A 15,068-nucleotide genomic window follows, 5' to 3' on the forward strand; every position below is an offset into this window, starting at 1 on the left:
CGCCTCAACTCCCCAATGCCTGCCGGGCGATGACGATTTTCTGCACGTCGCTCGCCCCCTCGTAGATGCGGAGTGCCCTGATCTCGCGATAGAGGCTCTCCACGATACAGCCCTTGCGCACCCCGTCACCGCCATGCAGCTGCACCGCCTGGTCGATGATCTGCTGCGCCGTCTCGGTGGCATAGAGTTTCGCCATGGACGCCTCCCGGGTGACCCGCGGGGCGCCCATATCCTTGGTCCAGGCGGCGCGATAGATCAGCAAGGCCGCGGCATCGACGCCAAGCGCCATGTCGGCGAGATGGCCCTGCACCATCTGCAGCTCGGAAAGCGGGGCGCCGAACAGCTCGCGCTCCCTGACCCGTTTCAGACTCTCATCGAAGGCCCGGCGGGCGAAGCCGAGGGCGGCGGCACCGACCGTGGTACGGAAGATGTCGAGTACCGACATGGCGATGCGGAACCCGGCGCCCGGCGCGCCGATCATGGCTTCGGCAGGCAGCCGCATATCGGTGAAGGTCAGCCGCGCCAGGGGATGCGGGGCAATCACCTGCAGCCGCTCGGCGATTTCCAGCCCCGGTGTGTCGGCGGGCACGAGAAAGGCGGAAAGGCCCTTCGCCCCCTCGCCTTCGCCGGTGCGGGCGAAGATGGTGTAGAGATCGGCGATGCCGCCGTTGGAGATCCAGGTCTTCTCGCCGTTCAGGACGTAGCCAGTACCGTCCTTGCGGGCTTCCGTCGTGATATTGGCGACGTCGGAGCCGGAAGCGGGTTCGGTCAGGGCAAAGGCCGAGATTGCGGTGCCGGCCCGTGTGCGCCGCAGCCATTCCCGCTGCTCCGGCGTGCCGAACAGGGAAACCGCGCCCATGCCCAGCCCCTGCATGGCAAAGGCGAAATCGGCCAGACCGTCGTGACGGGCCAGGGTCTCGCGGATCAGGCAAAGCGAGCGGACGTCAAGCGTGGCCCCGTCATCCACACCGCTATGCACCAGCAGCCCGCCCTCGCCGAGAGCCCGGACCAGCGCCCGGCAGGCCGCGTCGACATCGCCATGATCGACCGGCAGGGAGGTGCCGCACCAATTCTCCAGCATACCGGCCAGCTCCCGGTGCCGATCCTCGAAAAACGGCCAGGAAAGGAAGCTCGTATCCGCCATCAGTTGCCCTCGAACAAAGGTTTTTCCTTGGCCACGAAAGCCTTGTATGCGCGCTCGAAATCCCGCGTCTGCATGCAGATCGCCTGCGCCTGCGCCTCGCTCTCGATGGCCTGCTCCAGCGACATGCTCCATTCCTGATTGAGCTGCGTCTTGGTGATGCCGTGGGCGAAGACCGGGCCGGCGACAAGGCGCCGGGCGAAGGCCATGGCTTCGGCTTCCAGCGTCTCCGGGCTGTGCAGTTTATTGAAATAACCCCAGGCCAGCCCCTCCTCCGCACTCATGGAGCGGCCGGTATAAAGCAGCTCGGCCGCCCGGCCCTGCCCGATGATGCGGGGCAGGATGGCGCAGGCGCCCATGTCGCAGCCGGCCAGACCGACCCGGGTGAAGAGAAAGGCGGTCTTGCTCTGCGGCGTGCCGAAGCGGATGTCGGAGGCCATGGCGATGATGGCCCCGGCACCGACGGAGATCCCGTCCACCGCCGCGATCACCGGCTTTCCGCAGCCGATCATCGCTTTCACCAGATCGCCGGTCATGCGGGTGAAGGCCAGCAAGCCCTTCATGTCCATGTCGACCAGCGGGCCGATGATGTCGTGCACGTCTCCGCCGGAGCAGAAATTGCCGCCGTTCGAGGCGAACACCACGGCGTCGACATCCTCCGCATAGGGCAGCGCCCGGAACATGTCCCGGAGTTCGGCATAGCTGTCGAAGGTGAGCGGGTTCTTGCGATCCGGCCGGTCCAGGCGGACGGTGGCCACCCGGTCCTCAAGCTGCCAGAGGAAATGTTTCGGCGCCAGCGCGGCCATTGCGGTCATCAATCGTCTCCCTGTCTGCGAATGTCTTTCAGGCGCTCGGAGACAAGATCGGCGTCCTCCGGCGGAACCGACGCGAGAAGCCGGTCGACCCAGCCCTCGTGCGCGGCGGCCATCTCAGCGAATTCCGTTCGCCCCAGAGCGGTCAGCCTGACGAGGGTTGCCCGCTTGTCGCTGGCGACCGCGGCCCGCTCGACAAGTCCGTCCTGAACCAGCCGCTCGACAATGCCGGTGACATTGCCGTTTGAGACCATGAGCTGTTGCGACAAGGCACTCATCTGCAGCCCGTCCGCGCTCCGGTCCAGCGCCGCGAGCACGTCGAACCTGGGCAGCGTATGGCCATTGGCAAGGCGCATCTCCTCCCGCAGCGCGTTCTCGACGAAGCGCGTGGTGCGCAGCAGGCAGAGCCAGAGCCGGAGCCGGGCCTTGCGCGCGGTATCGGTTCCGGCCGCACTCATATCTCGCCCCCGCTGATGGCGATGGCCTGACCATTGATGCTTTCCGAGCCCGGAGCGCAGAGCCAGAGCGCTGCGGCGCTCACTTCCGCAGGCGCGATCAGCCGGCCCTGGGGATTGTTTTGCACCAGCCGGGCCCGTGCCTTCTCCGCGCTCATACCGGTCTTTTCAACGATATTGGCAATGCTGCGCTCGGTCATCTCGGTGTCGAGGAAGCCCGGGCACAGGGCGTTGGCGGTAACACCGGTCTTTGCGACTTCCTGGGCGGTGGCCCGGATCAGACCGACCGCGCCGTGCTTTGCCGCCGTATAGGCGGCGACATAGGGATATCCCTTCAGGCCCGCGGTCGAGGCCACGGCGATCAGCCGCCCCCAGTCCCGCCCCTTCATCTGGGCAAGGCCGGCGCGCAGGGTGAGGAAGACGCCGGTAAGATTGACGGCGATCTGCCGGTTCCAGTCCGCAAGACTGGTCTTCACCAGAGGCGCGCTCTCCGCCATGCCGGCATTGGCGATCACGATATCGACCGGCCCGGCGGCCCGGAACAGGGCGGCAACGGCCTCTTCGTCTGTCACATCGGCAACGACGGGAGAGATTGCGCGGTGCTGCGCGGCCACCGTGTCGAGTGCCGCAGCGCGGCGCCCGGCAATGACGACACGGGCGCCCGCTTCCGCGAAATGCAGCGCCATGTCGGCGCCGACACCGCTCCCGCCACCGGTGATCAGAACCGTTTTGCCCTCGAGGCTCATACTTTTATCGCCACTGTTTCTGTCCGTTCCGCCAGCCGGTTGAGTTGATCCCGGCCGGGATGATAGGGCGCCGGCCAGGCCACCGCCCCGTCACCAAGCGCAGCCGCCGCATGCAGGGTCCAGTACGGGTCCGCGAGATGCGGCCGGGCCAGGCACACCAGATCGGCCCGGCCGGCCAGCAGGATCGAGTTCACATGGTCCGGCTCGTAGATATTGCCGACGGCCATGGTCGCCAGCCCCGCCTCGTTACGGATCTGGTCGGAAAAGGGGGTCTGGAACATGCGGCCGTAAACCGGCTTCGCTTCAACAGAGGTCTGCCCGGCGGAGACATCGACGATATCGACACCGGCCGCGCCGAACAGCCGGGCGATCTCGACCGCCTCCTCGGGCGTCACCCCGTCGTCGCCGGCCCAGTCATTGGCGGAAATGCGGACGGACATGGGCTTCCCGGCCGGCCAGACCGCCCGCATGGCCCGGAACACCTCCAGCGGATAGCGCATCCGGTTTTCCAGACTGCCGCCATACTCATCCACCCGACGGTTCGAGAGCGGCGAGATGAAGGAGGAGATCAGGTAGCCGTGGGCGGCATGCAGCTCGACCATGTCGAAACCGGCCCGCATCGCCATCTCGGTCGCGGCCACGAATGCGTCGCGCACGCGATCCATGTCCGCCCGGTCCATCTCCTTCGGCACGGCGTTCCGCGCCGACCAGGCGATCGCGGACGCGGAGACCAGCGGCCAGTTGCCCTCCGGCAATGGCGCATCCATCTCCTCCCAGCCGCGCTGGGTCGAACCCTTCCGCCCGGAATGGCCGATCTGGGCGCAGATTTTCGCGCCGGTCTCGGCATGCACGAAATCGGTCAGCCGCCGCCAGGCCGCCTCGTGCGCGGGGGCATAGAGCCCGGGACAGCCGTTGGTAATCCGGCCGTCCGCGGAAACACAGGTCATTTCGATGAAGACCAGTCCGGCACCGCCCTTGGCCCGTTCGGCGTAATGGGCGAAGTGCCAGTCTGTCGGACAGCCGTCGACGGCCTTGTACTGGGCCATCGGCGAGACCACGACCCGGTTCGCAAGATCCATCTCGCGCAGCCGGAAAGGCGCGAACATCGGCGCCCGGTGAATGGCCGTGCCGCCGGCCTTGGCCTGAAACCAGGTCTCCGCCGATTTCAGCCAGTCCGGGTCGCGCAGCCGGAGATTCTCGTGACTGATGCGCTGCGACCGGGTCAGCAGCGCGTAATTGAACTGCACCGGGTCGAGATGCAGGTAGCGCTCGACCTGCTCGAACCACTCGGTGGAATTGCGGGCCGCCGACTGCAGCCTGAGCACCTCGACGCGGCGCTCTTCCTGGTAGCGGGTGAAGGCGGCCTCCAGAGTCGGTTCCGCCTGCAGCAGATGCGCCAGCGCAATGGCACTCTCGAAGGCGAGCTTGGTGCCGGAGCCGATGGAGAAATGCGCCGTTGCCGAGGCATCACCCAGCAGCACGACATTCTCGTGATGCCACTTGTTGCAGAGCACGCGCGGAAAATTCAGCCAGGCGGAGCCGCGCAAATGCCGCGCGTTCGACATCAGCGCATGGCCGCCGAGATGCTCCCGGAAGATCTCCTCGCAGACCGCGATGCTCTCGTCCTGAGTCATCTCGCCGAAGCCATAGGCGTTCCAGGTCGCCTCGGAACATTCAACGATGAAGGTCGCGGTATCCCCGTCGAACTGGTAGGCGTGGGCCCAGACCCATCCCCTGTCCGTTTCCTCGAAGATGAAGGTGAAGGCGTCCCCGAATGTCTGCTGCGTGCCGAGCCAGACGAACTTGCAGGCGCGGGTCTCGATCTCCGGCTCGAAGGCACCGGCGAAGGCGGTCCGGGTCCTGGAATTAAGCCCGTCCGCGGCAACCACGAGATCGTATTCTTTCATGTAGACCGCAGCCGACTCGACTTCGCTCTCGAAACGCATCTCGACGCCGAGCTCGCGGGCGCGCTGCTGCAGCAGGAGCAGCAGCTTCATCCGTCCGATACCGCAGAAGCCGTGACCGGTGGAGACGGTGCGCGCGCCGCGGTAATGCACGGCGACATCGTCCCAATAGGCGAATTCGGCGCGGATCGCCTCGGCGCTGACCGGGTCGTTCGCCTTCAGATTGTCCAGTGTCTCGTCCGACAGCACGACGCCCCAGCCGAACGTATCGTCCGCGCGGTTGCGCTCGAACACCACGATCTCGTGGGACGGATCCTGCAATTTCATACTGATGGCGAAGTAGAGGCCGGCTGGCCCGCCGCCAAGACATGCAATCTTCATGGGGAGTGGCTCCGTCAATAGTCGCCGACCATGGATTATGGTTCCATTTTCCCCAATATGGTTCAAGCTTTAAATTTTAAATTTAAAACTCTTCTGGAACCATCCAGCGCAAGATTCTATGATGCCGGCACGAGGAACAGTCCCGGTGCGGGCTGAAAGAAACGGCATGTCCGCGGAGGAGGCCCGATGACCATGATCACCGTACAGCCCGAGGGCTGGGCCAAACCCAAGGGCTATGCCAACGGGATTCTCGCCCGGGGCAGGACCCTGTTCATCGGCGGCCAGATCGGCTGGACCGCAGAACAGGTCTTCAAGACCGACAGCTTCATCGGCCAGATGGAACAGGCCCTGCGCAACATTCTCGCGGTGCTCGAAGCCGCCGGCGGCCGTCCGGAGCATCTGGCGCGGCTGACCTGGTACGTGACCGACAAGAAGGACTATCTCGACAATCAGGGGGCGGTCGGCGAGGCCTACCGCCGGGTGCTCGGCTACCATTTCCCGGCCATGACCATGGTCGTCGTCTCCGCCCTGATCGAGGACGAGGCAAAGATCGAGATCGAGGCCACCGCCGTCCTGCCGGAGTAACGGTCAGGGACCGGCGAAACCGCCCCCGCAGGGTCTAGCGGCCGTCCGGGCGTTCCATTTCGAAGGTATCCCGGCTCGTCGCATAAAGGCTCGCGCCCAACCGCCCGATGGTATCCAGCCCGGCCTGGTCGATATGCAGCGTCTCCTCGTCGAGCACCAGCGCGTCGCGGATGGCGATGCTTCGCACCTCACCGACCACGATCTCGCGGCGGTTGCCGATCTCGAGCGTCGTGTGCCGGGTGCATTCCAGAGCGACCGGCGCCTCGGCGACCCGGGGGGGACTGATGGTCGCGGACGGCTCCACCGTGAAGCCGGACAGCGGAATTTCCGACTCGCCATGCGGCAGGGGTGTCGAGCAGGCGTTCATCTTCTCCGCCATGGCCCGGTCGACGATATTGACCACGAACTCGCGTGTATCCCGGATATTCCGCGACGTATCCTTCGGAGAGCCGTCCGGCCGCGCTTCCAGCCCGAGCACGACCATGCAGGGGTCGAAGGCGATGGCGTTGAAGAAGGAGAACGGCGCGGCATTGACCACCCCGGCCTCGTCGATCGTCGTCACCAGGGCGATCGGCCGCGGGGTGACCACATTGCGCAGCAGCTTGTAGGCATCCGCCACCGACAGGTCGGCCAGATTGAAGCTCTTCATCTACGGATTCCGTTTCTTGGCAGGGGAATGATGCTCTATCCAGTGTCGGGCGATATCGACCCGGCGCGTGACCCAGACAGATTCATGCGACAGCACATGGTCCAGAAACCGGGCCAGCGCCCGTGCCCGTCCCGGGCGGCCGACCAGACGCGTATGCAGGCCGACAGACAGCATCTTCGGCGCCTCCGCCCCTTCTTCGTATAACTGGTCGAAACTGTCCTTCAGGTGGTTGAAGAAGTCATGGCCGGAGCCGTAGGAGGCCGGCGCGCCGAACTTCACGTCATTGGTGTCGAGCGTGTAGGGGACAACCAGATGATCCCTGCCCGCGACGGTCTCCCAGTATGGCAGATCGTCGGCATAGGAATCGGAATCGTAGAGGAAGCCGCCCTCCTCCACCAGCAGGCGCCTTGTATTGTCGCTCGGTGCGTACCGGCAGTACCAGCCGTGGGGCCGCTCCCCGGTCAGGCGCCGGATGCTCTCGATCGCCTTTTCGATATGCGCGCGCTCGGTCGCCTCGTCCAGCTCGTAGTGGTTGATCCAGCGCCAGCCATGGCCGGCAATATCGTATCCGGCCCCGGCGAAGGCTTCGGTCAGGGCGGGCGCCCGCTCCAGCGCCAGGGCGCAGCCGAATATCGTCATCGGAATGCCGCGCTCCCGGAACAGGCGCAGGACGCGCCAGGCGCCGGCCCGCGGGCCGTAATCGTACAGGCTCTCCAGTCCGAGATCGCGCAGTCCGGCCGGATGCCGCCCGCCGACGACCTCGGACAGGCCACCCTCGTTGCGCGCATCGCCATGCAGGATATTGGTCTCCGATCCCTCCTCGATATTGAGGACGAAATTGACGGCAATCCGTGCCCTGCCCGGCCATTTCGGATCAGGAGTCCGGCCCGCATAGCCGTTCAGGTCACGGGGATAGGGGTCGGACATTTCGTACCTCGTTCGCATGACGGCAAGGGAGAAGCAGACAGGATTCGTGCGGGAACGGGCCACCGCCCGTCGCAGACCTTCAGGATGAAGCCTGTATCGCATCGCCGCAAGGGCAACCGGCCCGAAACCCGGCAGAGGACCCTGTTGGTCCCGGCAGAAAAAGAGGAGGCACCCTCTCGGGTGCCTCCTCCAGTCTCAAGCAGACCGGACGGTGTGACCGCCTGCTATTTCTTGAATTTCCTGATTTCGCCCGACTTCAGGCGCGCGACATAGGAGGTCATCTCGTTCTTGACCACGCCCATCAGGAAGTAGAGGCCGATGATGTTGACCACCGCCATGGCGAAGATCGCCGCGTCGGAGAAATCGATCACCGGGCCGAGATTGGCCGCCGCCCCGATCACGACGAAAACGCAGAACATCAGCTTGAATACCAGCTCCGCCTTCTTTCCTTCGCCGAACAGATAGGTCCAGCTCTTCAGTCCGTAATAGGACCAGGAAATCATGGTGGAAAAGGCGAACAGGACCACCGCGATGGCCAGCACATACGGGAACCAGCTTACCGCAGAGCCGAAGGCGGCCGATGTCAGGGCGACGCCCGTATTCCCGTCCACCGTCGCGATGTGCGAGCCATCGAGGATGTAGTTCCCCGTTGCCGGATCCGAGATCAGCTGCCCGGAGATGGTGATCACCAGGGCTGTCATGGTGCAGATCACCACCGTGTCGATGAACGGCTCCAGCAGGGAAACGAAGCCCTCTGTGATCGGCTCTTTCGTGCGCACCGCGGAGTGGGCAATGGCAGCCGAGCCGACGCCGGCCTCGTTCGAGAAGGCGGCCCGCTTGAAGCCCTGGATCAGGGCACCGACGAAGCCGCCGGCGATGCCGAGTCCGGTGAAGGCACCCTCGAAGATCTGGCCGAAGGCCCAGCCGATATTCTGGTAGTTCACCGCCAGGATGACGATTGCCGCCGCGACATAAAGAATGCCCATGAACGGCACGACCTTCTCGGTCACGCGGGCGATCGACTTCATGCCGCCGACGATGACAAGGAAGACGACGGCGGCAAACACCAGGCCGGTGATCCAGCCCGGGAAGTCGCCGACGATACCGGAGATCTGTGCGTGTGCCTGGTTGGCCTGGAACATGTTCCCGCCACCGAGCGCGCCCAGGATGCAGAAGACCGCGAACAATGCCGCCAGGAACTTGCCGCCGGGAAGGCCCTTTTCGGCAAAGCCCTTGGAGATATAGTACATCGGGCCACCGGAGACGGTACCGTCCGCATATTCGTTCCGGTACTTCACGCCGAGCGTACATTCGGTGAATTTGGACGCCATGCCCATAAGGCCGGCCAGGATCATCCAGAAGGTCGCTCCCGGACCGCCGATACCGACGGCAACGGCGACACCGGCGATGTTGCCGAGACCGACCGTACCGGACAATGCGGTGGCAAGGGCCTGGAAGTGGCTGACCTCACCGGCATCGTTCGGATCGGCATAGTCGCCTTTCACAAGCTCGATCGAATGCTTGAAGAAGCGGAACTGGACGAAGCCGAAATAGAGCGTGAAGATCGTCGCCGCGATGACCAGCCACATGACGATCCAGGGAAAGCTGGTCCCCGGAATCGGCGCGAAGATCAGGCTGACGAACGGGCCCGTGGCCGTGGCAAAGATCGCATTGACCTTTTCGTCCAGGGTTTGAGCGTCCTGCGCGAGAGCCGGGGTGCTGATCACCCCCATGAGCAATGCGAACATCGCCCCCAGATTGAATCTTTTCATTGTCGCCCCCCTCCCTTTAAGCAACGACCGTTACCGGTACATCCGCATGCATGACCAGATTCGCCGTGACGCTGCCGAAAAGACGGCTGGCAATGCCTCCTTCGGAGGTCCGCCCGACAATGATCTGATCTGCCTTTTCGTCGCCGGCAATGGCGATCAGCGTGTCCGCCACGTTGCCATGCCGGACCAGGCCGCGCGCATTCATGCCCGCCTTTTTCAGGCTTTCGACCGCGGGGACGACAACCCGTTCCGTGGCGAGGGCGATCTCTTCCTCCCGCCGCTTATGACGCTGGGCGTTTTCTTCCGCTGTCTGAAAGGAGAAGGGTGACCATTCAATCACATAGACCACCAGGAGCTCGCAGCTTCCGGTAGCGGATGCCAGATTCTGCCCGAACTGCAACGCCCGTTCTCCAGAACCGTGGCCATCCAGGCCGATAATCAACTTCATTCTCGTACCCCCCATTTTCACCCGATTGGAAAATCCCCCATCGGTTGTTAATCATCAGTCTAGGCCATGCCCTATGGGGGGGTCCATGTAGAATGCACAAAATTTGTGCACAGGAACAAAGGGCATGACCGGAGAGGCGTGCCTGTTAGGTCTTCCGGTGCAATCGGGAAACCGGCACTGCGGGACAATTTCGCCTGCATTCCGCCAGCGACTTCGGCCGGCCTCGATCACCAGTTCCGGTTGCGCGGTTTCAGGCCGATCCGGCGGCCCGTGCCGGACGCCATCCCTCGATCCGCAGCCAGAGGAAGACGGCGACAGAGAGATTGAGCAGGTTCCACGCCACGCCGTTCAGGAAGGCCGCATCGTAGGACAGGGTCAGGTCGTAGATCTTGCCCGACATCCAGCCGCCGAGCGCCATGCCGAGCAGCGTTGCCGACAGCACAAGACCGACCCGGGTCCCCGCCTCCACCGCCGGGAAGACCCGCCGTACGATGAGTGCGTAGGTCGGCACGATGCCGCCCTGCGCCAACCCGAACAGGGCCGAGACCGCATAGAGCGAAACCAGTCCCGTAAAGGGCAGGAACAGCAGCAGCGACAGGCCCTGCATGACGGAGGACAGGACCAGCGTCCGCAAGGCGCCGATCCGGTCGGCAATCCAGCCGAAGAGAAGGCGGCTGACAATGCCGGTGGCCAGCATCAGGGAGAGCATTTCCGCCCCGCGCGCCGTGCCAAAGCCGAGATCGGCACAATAGGCGACGATATGGACCTGGGGCATGGCCATGGCGACACAGCAGCTGATGCCGGCGACCAGCAGCAATCCTTGTATGGCCGGCCGCGGCAGGGATGTTTCGACACTTTCCTGCGCAGGCGCCGCCATTGTCCCGGGAACCGGCGCGGGCGCCCTGGGGCTGCGCTCACGCAGCGCCGCCGAAAGCGGCAGAAGGGTACAGAGGCAGATGCCCGCGATGATCATATGCGTGTCGCGCCAGCCATAGGTTTCGACGAAAGACTGCACCAGGGGCGGCCAGACCGTGCCGGCGAGGTAGCTGCCGCTGGCCCCGATTGCGACGGCAATCCCGCGGCGGCGCTGGAACCAGTGGGTGACGTCGGAAATCACCGGCCCGAAGCTGGCCGAACTCCCGAGCATGCCGATCAGCAGCCCCTGGAGCAGCGCGAATTGCCAGAGATTGTCCGCCAGGGCCGTGAGCGCGTAACCGAGCGCTAGGGCAACCGCGCCGAAACGCAACGGCACCACGATGCCAAAGCGGTCGGCCAGCCGCCCCATCAGGATGCCGCCGACGGCAAAGCCGATCATGGTCATTGTATAGGGCAGAGAGGCATCGGCCCGGGCCAGGTTGAAGTCCGCCTCGACCGCCGGCAGGATCACCACGACGGACCACAGGCCGACACCGCCGATCATGCTGATAAGCAGCGACATGGAAAGGCGGAACCAGGCATAGGGACTGTCGACTTCCCGTACCGCAAGAATGGATGCGATGTTCATTCGGTGACCGGCCTAGGCTGAAGGATGTGTCGGTGTCGCCCGGAATGGGGGCGCCGAAAGACGGTACCCGAGACGCCTGGCGCCGCAAAGCGGCGTCTTTTGGCCACCGAATTTGATGAACAGGCAAATCACCCCCTCGGCATCCAGATAACCGCATCAAAATCGGCACTACCCGGGGCAATCCGTTCATCATAGAAGAGAAGCAAATGACCGGATGCGATGCCCCGGTTGAACAATTGCGAAACGCAAGGAACAGCAGGGAGCCAGCGCATGAGAGCCTTCAAGGGCGTGAGAGTCATTGATTTCAGCCGGGTTCTTTCAGGCCCGGTTGCGACACAGATGCTGGGCCTGCTCGATGCCGACGTGATCAAGATCGAACCGCCTGGCGACGGCGACCAGCTGCGCGGCGTTCTGACCGATCCGGAAATGGCGGCGAAGCGGATGTCCCCCGCGTTTCTCACCGTCAATCTCAACAAACGCAGCATCGCGCTCGACCTCAAGTCGGACGCCGGCCGGGCGGCCGCGCTCAAACTGGTCGAGAATGCTGATGTGGTGGTGGAGAATTTCGTTCCGGGCGTCGCCGCCAAGCTCGGTATCGATTACGAGAGCGTGCGCGCGGCCAACCCGAAAGTGGTCTATTGCTCGATCAGCGGCTACGGCCAGAGCGGCCCGAAAAGCACAGAGCGGGCCTACGATGTCGCCGTGCAGGCCGATTCCGGCATGATGTCCCTGACCGGCCATCCCGAAACCGGCCCCACCCGCGTCGGCTTCATGCTGATCGACATGACCACCGGCATCTCCGCCGCCTACGCGATCGCCTCCGCGCTGTTCCGGCGTGCGGTCACCGGCCAGGGCCAGTATCTCGACGTCGCGATGTACGACACGGCCCTTCAGATGATGTCCTGCCAGGCCGCGGATTACATGATGCGCGGCAATCTGCCGGGCCTGCTCGGCAACGGCTCGCCGATGGCGCAGCCCACGGCAGGCGCCTTCGAGACGGCCGACGGTCTCCTGCTCCTCGCAACCCTGACACCGGCGCAACAGGAAGCCTGTTTCCGGGCCCTCGGGCTTGAGGAAAGCCTGCGGGACCCGCGCTATGCCACGGAGACCGCACGGCAGGAGAATTTTGGATCGGGTCGGGAGCTGGTGCAGGCCGCCATGAAAGCCCGGACCGCGGAGGAATGGCTCCCGGTCCTGAAACAGCACGGCGTCGCGGTGCAGCAGGTGCGCGGCCTGGAAGCAGCGCTCTCGGACCCGCAGCTCGCGCACCGGGGCATCCTGGTCAATGCATCCGGTGAGGGTCTTGGTGAAGAAACAGAGCTGGTCGGCGCCCCGTTCCTGGCCAATCAGGACGGCCCGCTGAAAGAAGCCCGCGCCCCGGTCAGGGTCGGCCAGGACAGCCGCGCCATCCTGGAAGAGCTGAACTGCACCGCGGAGGAAATCGACGCCATCCTCGCCGGGGCGGAGTGAGCGGCTTCCCGCCCTCTCCGCCCTTTATCCGGTCTTGGTCGGCGTTCAGATCTCGACGACAACCTTGCCAATGGCCTGCCCGCTGGTCAGCCGGTCATAGGCCTGCCCGACATCGGCCAGACCGAACGTCTTTTCATCCAGCAGGGGCGTCAGCTTGCCGGCATCCACGATTGCGGCCAGTTCCGTCAGGATGGCCCCGTGCTCTTCCCGCTTATGATCGTGGATCATCGGGATCAGCATGAAGACGACATGCAGGGACAGCCCCTTGAAGTGCACCGGCGTCAGATCCAGCTCGACCATGGACACCGTAGTGGCGACGTTGCCGTTCAAGGCAGCCGCTTCGAAGGAGTTTGTCAGGTTGGGACCGCCGACCGAGTCGTAGACGATTTCGAACCCGGCACCGCCTGTGTGCTTCTCCACATATTCCGCAACGGTCTCGGTTTTGTAGTTTATGGCGGTGGCGCCGTATCCTTCGACGATCGCAGCCTGCTCCCCGCCGGAAACCGTTGCGTAAACCTCAGCCCCGGAATGCTTGGCAAGCTGGACGGCAACATGTCCCACGCCACCCGCGCCACCATGAACCAGAACCTTCTGGCCGGCGCCAACGTTGGCGCGCTGCAGGCCCTCAAAGGCAGTGATTCCAACCAGAGGCAGCGCCGCCGCCTCGCGCATCGAAAGGGATTTCGGCTTGTGCGCGATCAGCTTGCTGTCTGCCAGAATGTATTCCGCGAGCGCTCCCTGCAAATCCATCAACCCTCCGGCGCAGCCATAGACCTCGTCGCCCGGCGCGAAACCGGTGACACCCTCGCCAACCGCTTCAACGATACCGGCGAAGTCCATCCCGAGCACTGCCGGCAGATCGGGTGAAATCGGCAGATTTTCCTGCCCCATTTGACGGATCATCGTATCGACCGTGTTCACGCTTGTCGCAGCGACACGGACCAGCACATGTCCAGCCTTTACGGAAGGCTTGGCGAGGTCGGTCGGTTTGAAGGCGGCGTTGTCGCCGTATTCGTCGAGAATCATTGCTTTCATGGGACTGCTCCTGCGGGAAAACTGTTCAGGCCACAGGATATGAATTTTATCTTATCGATATAAACGTGTCTTATTTCGAATCAGTATTCCGGTTTTCCATATAATATTTGAAAATGCCGCTGATACCCCGTGCAGCCCGCCCTCATCTTTCCCAGAGCGGCGGATTACCGATCTTCTCCAGAAGAAAATCGATGAACACCCGGACTTTCGCCGTCAGGACATTCGACTTTGGATAAACCAGCCAGATCGCGGATTTGTCCTCGATCTCGTAGTCGGGCAGAACTTGCACGAGGGATCCTTCCCGGATTTCCCCGTGCACGCTCCAGATCGAATTCACCGAAATTCCGACACCGGCTTTGGTCGCGATGCGCATGCTCGCGCCGTCATCGCAGCCGACGCGCTTTCTGGCGCCGGGTGGAGGGAACATGCCGGCCGGTTTACCATCCCGGGCCAGCAGATTGCGCGCCGTGCCTTTCATGAACAGCAACAACTGATGCTGCTCCAGATCCTCGGGGACCAGGGGCGTGCCATGCCGCGCCAGATACTCCGGAGAGGCGCAAAGAATGCGCGTGTCGTCCGCCAGCTTGCGGGCCCGGAGACTGCTGTCCTCGATGGCATAGTTGCGGAGGGCCAGATCGAAGCCGCCTTCTATCAGGTTTATCTGTGTGTCGGAGAGGTTCAGCTCGAGATTCACACCCGGATAGCGGTCGAGGAATTCCGGCAGGATCGGCGCGATGAAGAGCTGGGCGAAGGAACTGGATGCGGCAAAGCGCAGGGTTCCCCTGACTTCCGGACTGCCATGTCCCAGCGCCGCAAGCGCGGCGTCTTCCTGCGCCAGGATTTCCCTGGCAAAGGGCAGGAACTCGGCACCTTCCAGCGACAGGGACACCTTCCTTGTGGAGCGATGCAGCAGATCCGCGCCAACCTGGTTTTCCAGCTTGGCAAGCCGCGCGCTCGCAACAGCGGGCGCCAGACCGAGCTGGCGTCCGGCGGCGCTGATATTGAGCATGTCCGCTGCCTTTACGAAAAGGCGAATGCCTTCAGTGTCCATCAGATTATGTCCAAAACACGAAAACAGGCGCCAACATCACCAGCCTTTAGCCGGTCAAACAAGGGGAAACGAGCGACGAGAAACGAGCGAGACAGTCCCCGGCAGCAGGCCTCCTGCCAGAGTTTTGATTATTGCCGTGGCCCAAGGCCCGAGCAGCGTCGCAAGATGACGTCTCTGCAAATGCAGTG

14 protein-coding genes are annotated in these 15,068 nt (G+C 63.8%); 2 read left to right on the forward strand and 12 right to left on the reverse strand.

The features are described 5' to 3' along the window. Positions 1–4: 4 nt before the first annotated feature. From RH950_RS20570 to RH950_RS20590, 5 genes are read right to left on the reverse strand one after another with little or no spacing between them, the layout of a single operon-like run. Complete coding sequence (locus RH950_RS20570; protein ID WP_350059624.1) at positions 5–1,144, reverse strand: acyl-CoA dehydrogenase family protein; 1,140 nt, start codon at positions 1,142–1,144, stop codon at positions 5–7. After that, entirely contained in the window at positions 1,144–1,956 is an 813-nt protein-coding gene (locus RH950_RS20575; RefSeq protein WP_350059625.1) for an enoyl-CoA hydratase family protein, read from the reverse strand. Before RH950_RS20575 ends, RH950_RS20570 begins: the two co-directional genes overlap by 1 nt. Beyond that, entirely contained in the window at positions 1,956–2,411 is a 456-nt protein-coding gene (locus RH950_RS20580) for a MarR family winged helix-turn-helix transcriptional regulator (protein ID WP_350059626.1), read from the reverse strand. Before RH950_RS20580 ends, RH950_RS20575 begins: the two co-directional genes overlap by 1 nt. Continuing rightward, on the reverse strand, positions 2,408–3,154 hold the full coding sequence (locus RH950_RS20585) for an SDR family NAD(P)-dependent oxidoreductase (protein WP_350059627.1): 747 nt from the start codon (positions 3,152–3,154) through the stop codon (positions 2,408–2,410). Before RH950_RS20585 ends, RH950_RS20580 begins: the two co-directional genes overlap by 4 nt. Continuing rightward, the gene (locus tag RH950_RS20590; RefSeq protein WP_350059628.1) at positions 3,151–5,439 is read right to left on the reverse strand and encodes a bifunctional salicylyl-CoA 5-hydroxylase/oxidoreductase; all 2,289 of its coding nucleotides are present in this window, start codon (positions 5,437–5,439) and stop codon (positions 3,151–3,153) included. Before RH950_RS20590 ends, RH950_RS20585 begins: the two co-directional genes overlap by 4 nt. A 186-nt stretch (positions 5,440–5,625) precedes the next feature. On the opposite strand from RH950_RS20590, the gene RH950_RS20595 reads away from it, so the two are divergent. Beyond that, entirely contained in the window at positions 5,626–6,024 is a 399-nt protein-coding gene (locus tag RH950_RS20595; RefSeq protein WP_350059629.1) for a RidA family protein, read from the forward strand. Between the two features lie 34 nt (positions 6,025–6,058). On the opposite strand, the gene RH950_RS20600 is transcribed toward RH950_RS20595, so the two are convergent. From RH950_RS20600 to RH950_RS20620, 5 genes are all read right to left on the reverse strand, one after another. Then, positions 6,059–6,673, reverse strand: a complete 615-nt coding sequence (locus tag RH950_RS20600; protein WP_350059630.1) for a flavin reductase family protein — start codon at positions 6,671–6,673, stop codon at positions 6,059–6,061. Next, positions 6,674–7,600, reverse strand: coding sequence for an allantoinase PuuE (gene puuE / locus RH950_RS20605; protein WP_350059631.1), 927 nt, complete (start codon positions 7,598–7,600; stop codon positions 6,674–6,676). It lies immediately after the preceding gene. A gap of 224 nt (positions 7,601–7,824) precedes the next feature. Next, positions 7,825–9,372: an alanine/glycine:cation symporter family protein gene (locus tag RH950_RS20610; RefSeq protein ID WP_350059632.1), complete on the reverse strand. Its 1,548-nt coding sequence runs from the start codon at positions 9,370–9,372 to the stop codon at positions 7,825–7,827. Between the two features lie 16 nt (positions 9,373–9,388). Beyond that, complete coding sequence (locus tag RH950_RS20615) at positions 9,389–9,820, reverse strand: universal stress protein (RefSeq protein WP_350059633.1); 432 nt, start codon at positions 9,818–9,820, stop codon at positions 9,389–9,391. 250 nt (positions 9,821–10,070) lie between these two features. Beyond that, positions 10,071–11,324, reverse strand: a complete 1,254-nt coding sequence (locus tag RH950_RS20620) for an MFS transporter (RefSeq protein WP_350059634.1) — start codon at positions 11,322–11,324, stop codon at positions 10,071–10,073. A gap of 270 nt (positions 11,325–11,594) precedes the next feature. Here RH950_RS20620 and RH950_RS20625 point away from each other — a divergent pair, with 270 nt between their 5' ends. Then, positions 11,595–12,794, forward strand: coding sequence for a CaiB/BaiF CoA transferase family protein (locus tag RH950_RS20625; protein WP_350059635.1), 1,200 nt, complete (start codon positions 11,595–11,597; stop codon positions 12,792–12,794). A 45-nt stretch (positions 12,795–12,839) separates the two neighbouring features. Here RH950_RS20625 and RH950_RS20630 read toward each other — a convergent pair whose 3' ends face one another. Continuing rightward, positions 12,840–13,829 (reverse strand): zinc-dependent alcohol dehydrogenase family protein, encoded by a 990-nt coding sequence (locus RH950_RS20630; RefSeq protein WP_350059636.1) that lies wholly within the window; start codon positions 13,827–13,829, stop codon positions 12,840–12,842. A 142-nt stretch (positions 13,830–13,971) separates the two neighbouring features. After that, on the reverse strand, positions 13,972–14,880 hold the full coding sequence (locus RH950_RS20635; RefSeq protein ID WP_350059637.1) for a LysR family transcriptional regulator: 909 nt from the start codon (positions 14,878–14,880) through the stop codon (positions 13,972–13,974). Positions 14,881–15,068: the final 188 nt, after the last annotated feature.

The organism is Nisaea sp. (assembly GCF_040217065.1).
Lineage (GTDB): Bacteria > Pseudomonadota > Alphaproteobacteria > Thalassobaculales > Thalassobaculaceae > Nisaea.

Bases quoted from the DNA above. Each gene is read 5' to 3' on its own strand.
- RH950_RS20635 (WP_350059637.1), bottom strand. From the start codon at position 14,880: ATGGACACTGAAGGCATTCGCCTTTTCGTAAAGGCAGCGGACATGCTC.
- RH950_RS20590 (WP_350059628.1), bottom strand. From the start codon at position 5,439: ATGAAGATTGCATGTCTTGGCGGCGGGCCAGCCGGCCTCTACTTCGCC.
- RH950_RS20625 (WP_350059635.1), top strand. From the start codon at position 11,595: ATGAGAGCCTTCAAGGGCGTGAGAGTCATTGATTTCAGCCGGGTTCTT.
- RH950_RS20620 (WP_350059634.1), bottom strand. From the start codon at position 11,324: ATGAACATCGCATCCATTCTTGCGGTACGGGAAGTCGACAGTCCCTAT.
- RH950_RS20595 (WP_350059629.1), top strand. From the start codon at position 5,626: ATGACCATGATCACCGTACAGCCCGAGGGCTGGGCCAAACCCAAGGGC.
- RH950_RS20600 (WP_350059630.1), bottom strand. From the start codon at position 6,673: ATGAAGAGCTTCAATCTGGCCGACCTGTCGGTGGCGGATGCCTACAAG.
- RH950_RS20615 (WP_350059633.1), bottom strand. From the start codon at position 9,820: ATGAAGTTGATTATCGGCCTGGATGGCCACGGTTCTGGAGAACGGGCG.
- puuE (WP_350059631.1), bottom strand. From the start codon at position 7,600: ATGTCCGACCCCTATCCCCGTGACCTGAACGGCTATGCGGGCCGGACT.
- RH950_RS20630 (WP_350059636.1), bottom strand. From the start codon at position 13,829: ATGAAAGCAATGATTCTCGACGAATACGGCGACAACGCCGCCTTCAAA.
- RH950_RS20570 (WP_350059624.1), bottom strand. From the start codon at position 1,144: ATGGCGGATACGAGCTTCCTTTCCTGGCCGTTTTTCGAGGATCGGCAC.
- RH950_RS20580 (WP_350059626.1), bottom strand. From the start codon at position 2,411: ATGAGTGCGGCCGGAACCGATACCGCGCGCAAGGCCCGGCTCCGGCTC.
- RH950_RS20610 (WP_350059632.1), bottom strand. From the start codon at position 9,372: ATGAAAAGATTCAATCTGGGGGCGATGTTCGCATTGCTCATGGGGGTG.
- RH950_RS20575 (WP_350059625.1), bottom strand. From the start codon at position 1,956: ATGACCGCAATGGCCGCGCTGGCGCCGAAACATTTCCTCTGGCAGCTT.
- RH950_RS20585 (WP_350059627.1), bottom strand. From the start codon at position 3,154: ATGAGCCTCGAGGGCAAAACGGTTCTGATCACCGGTGGCGGGAGCGGT.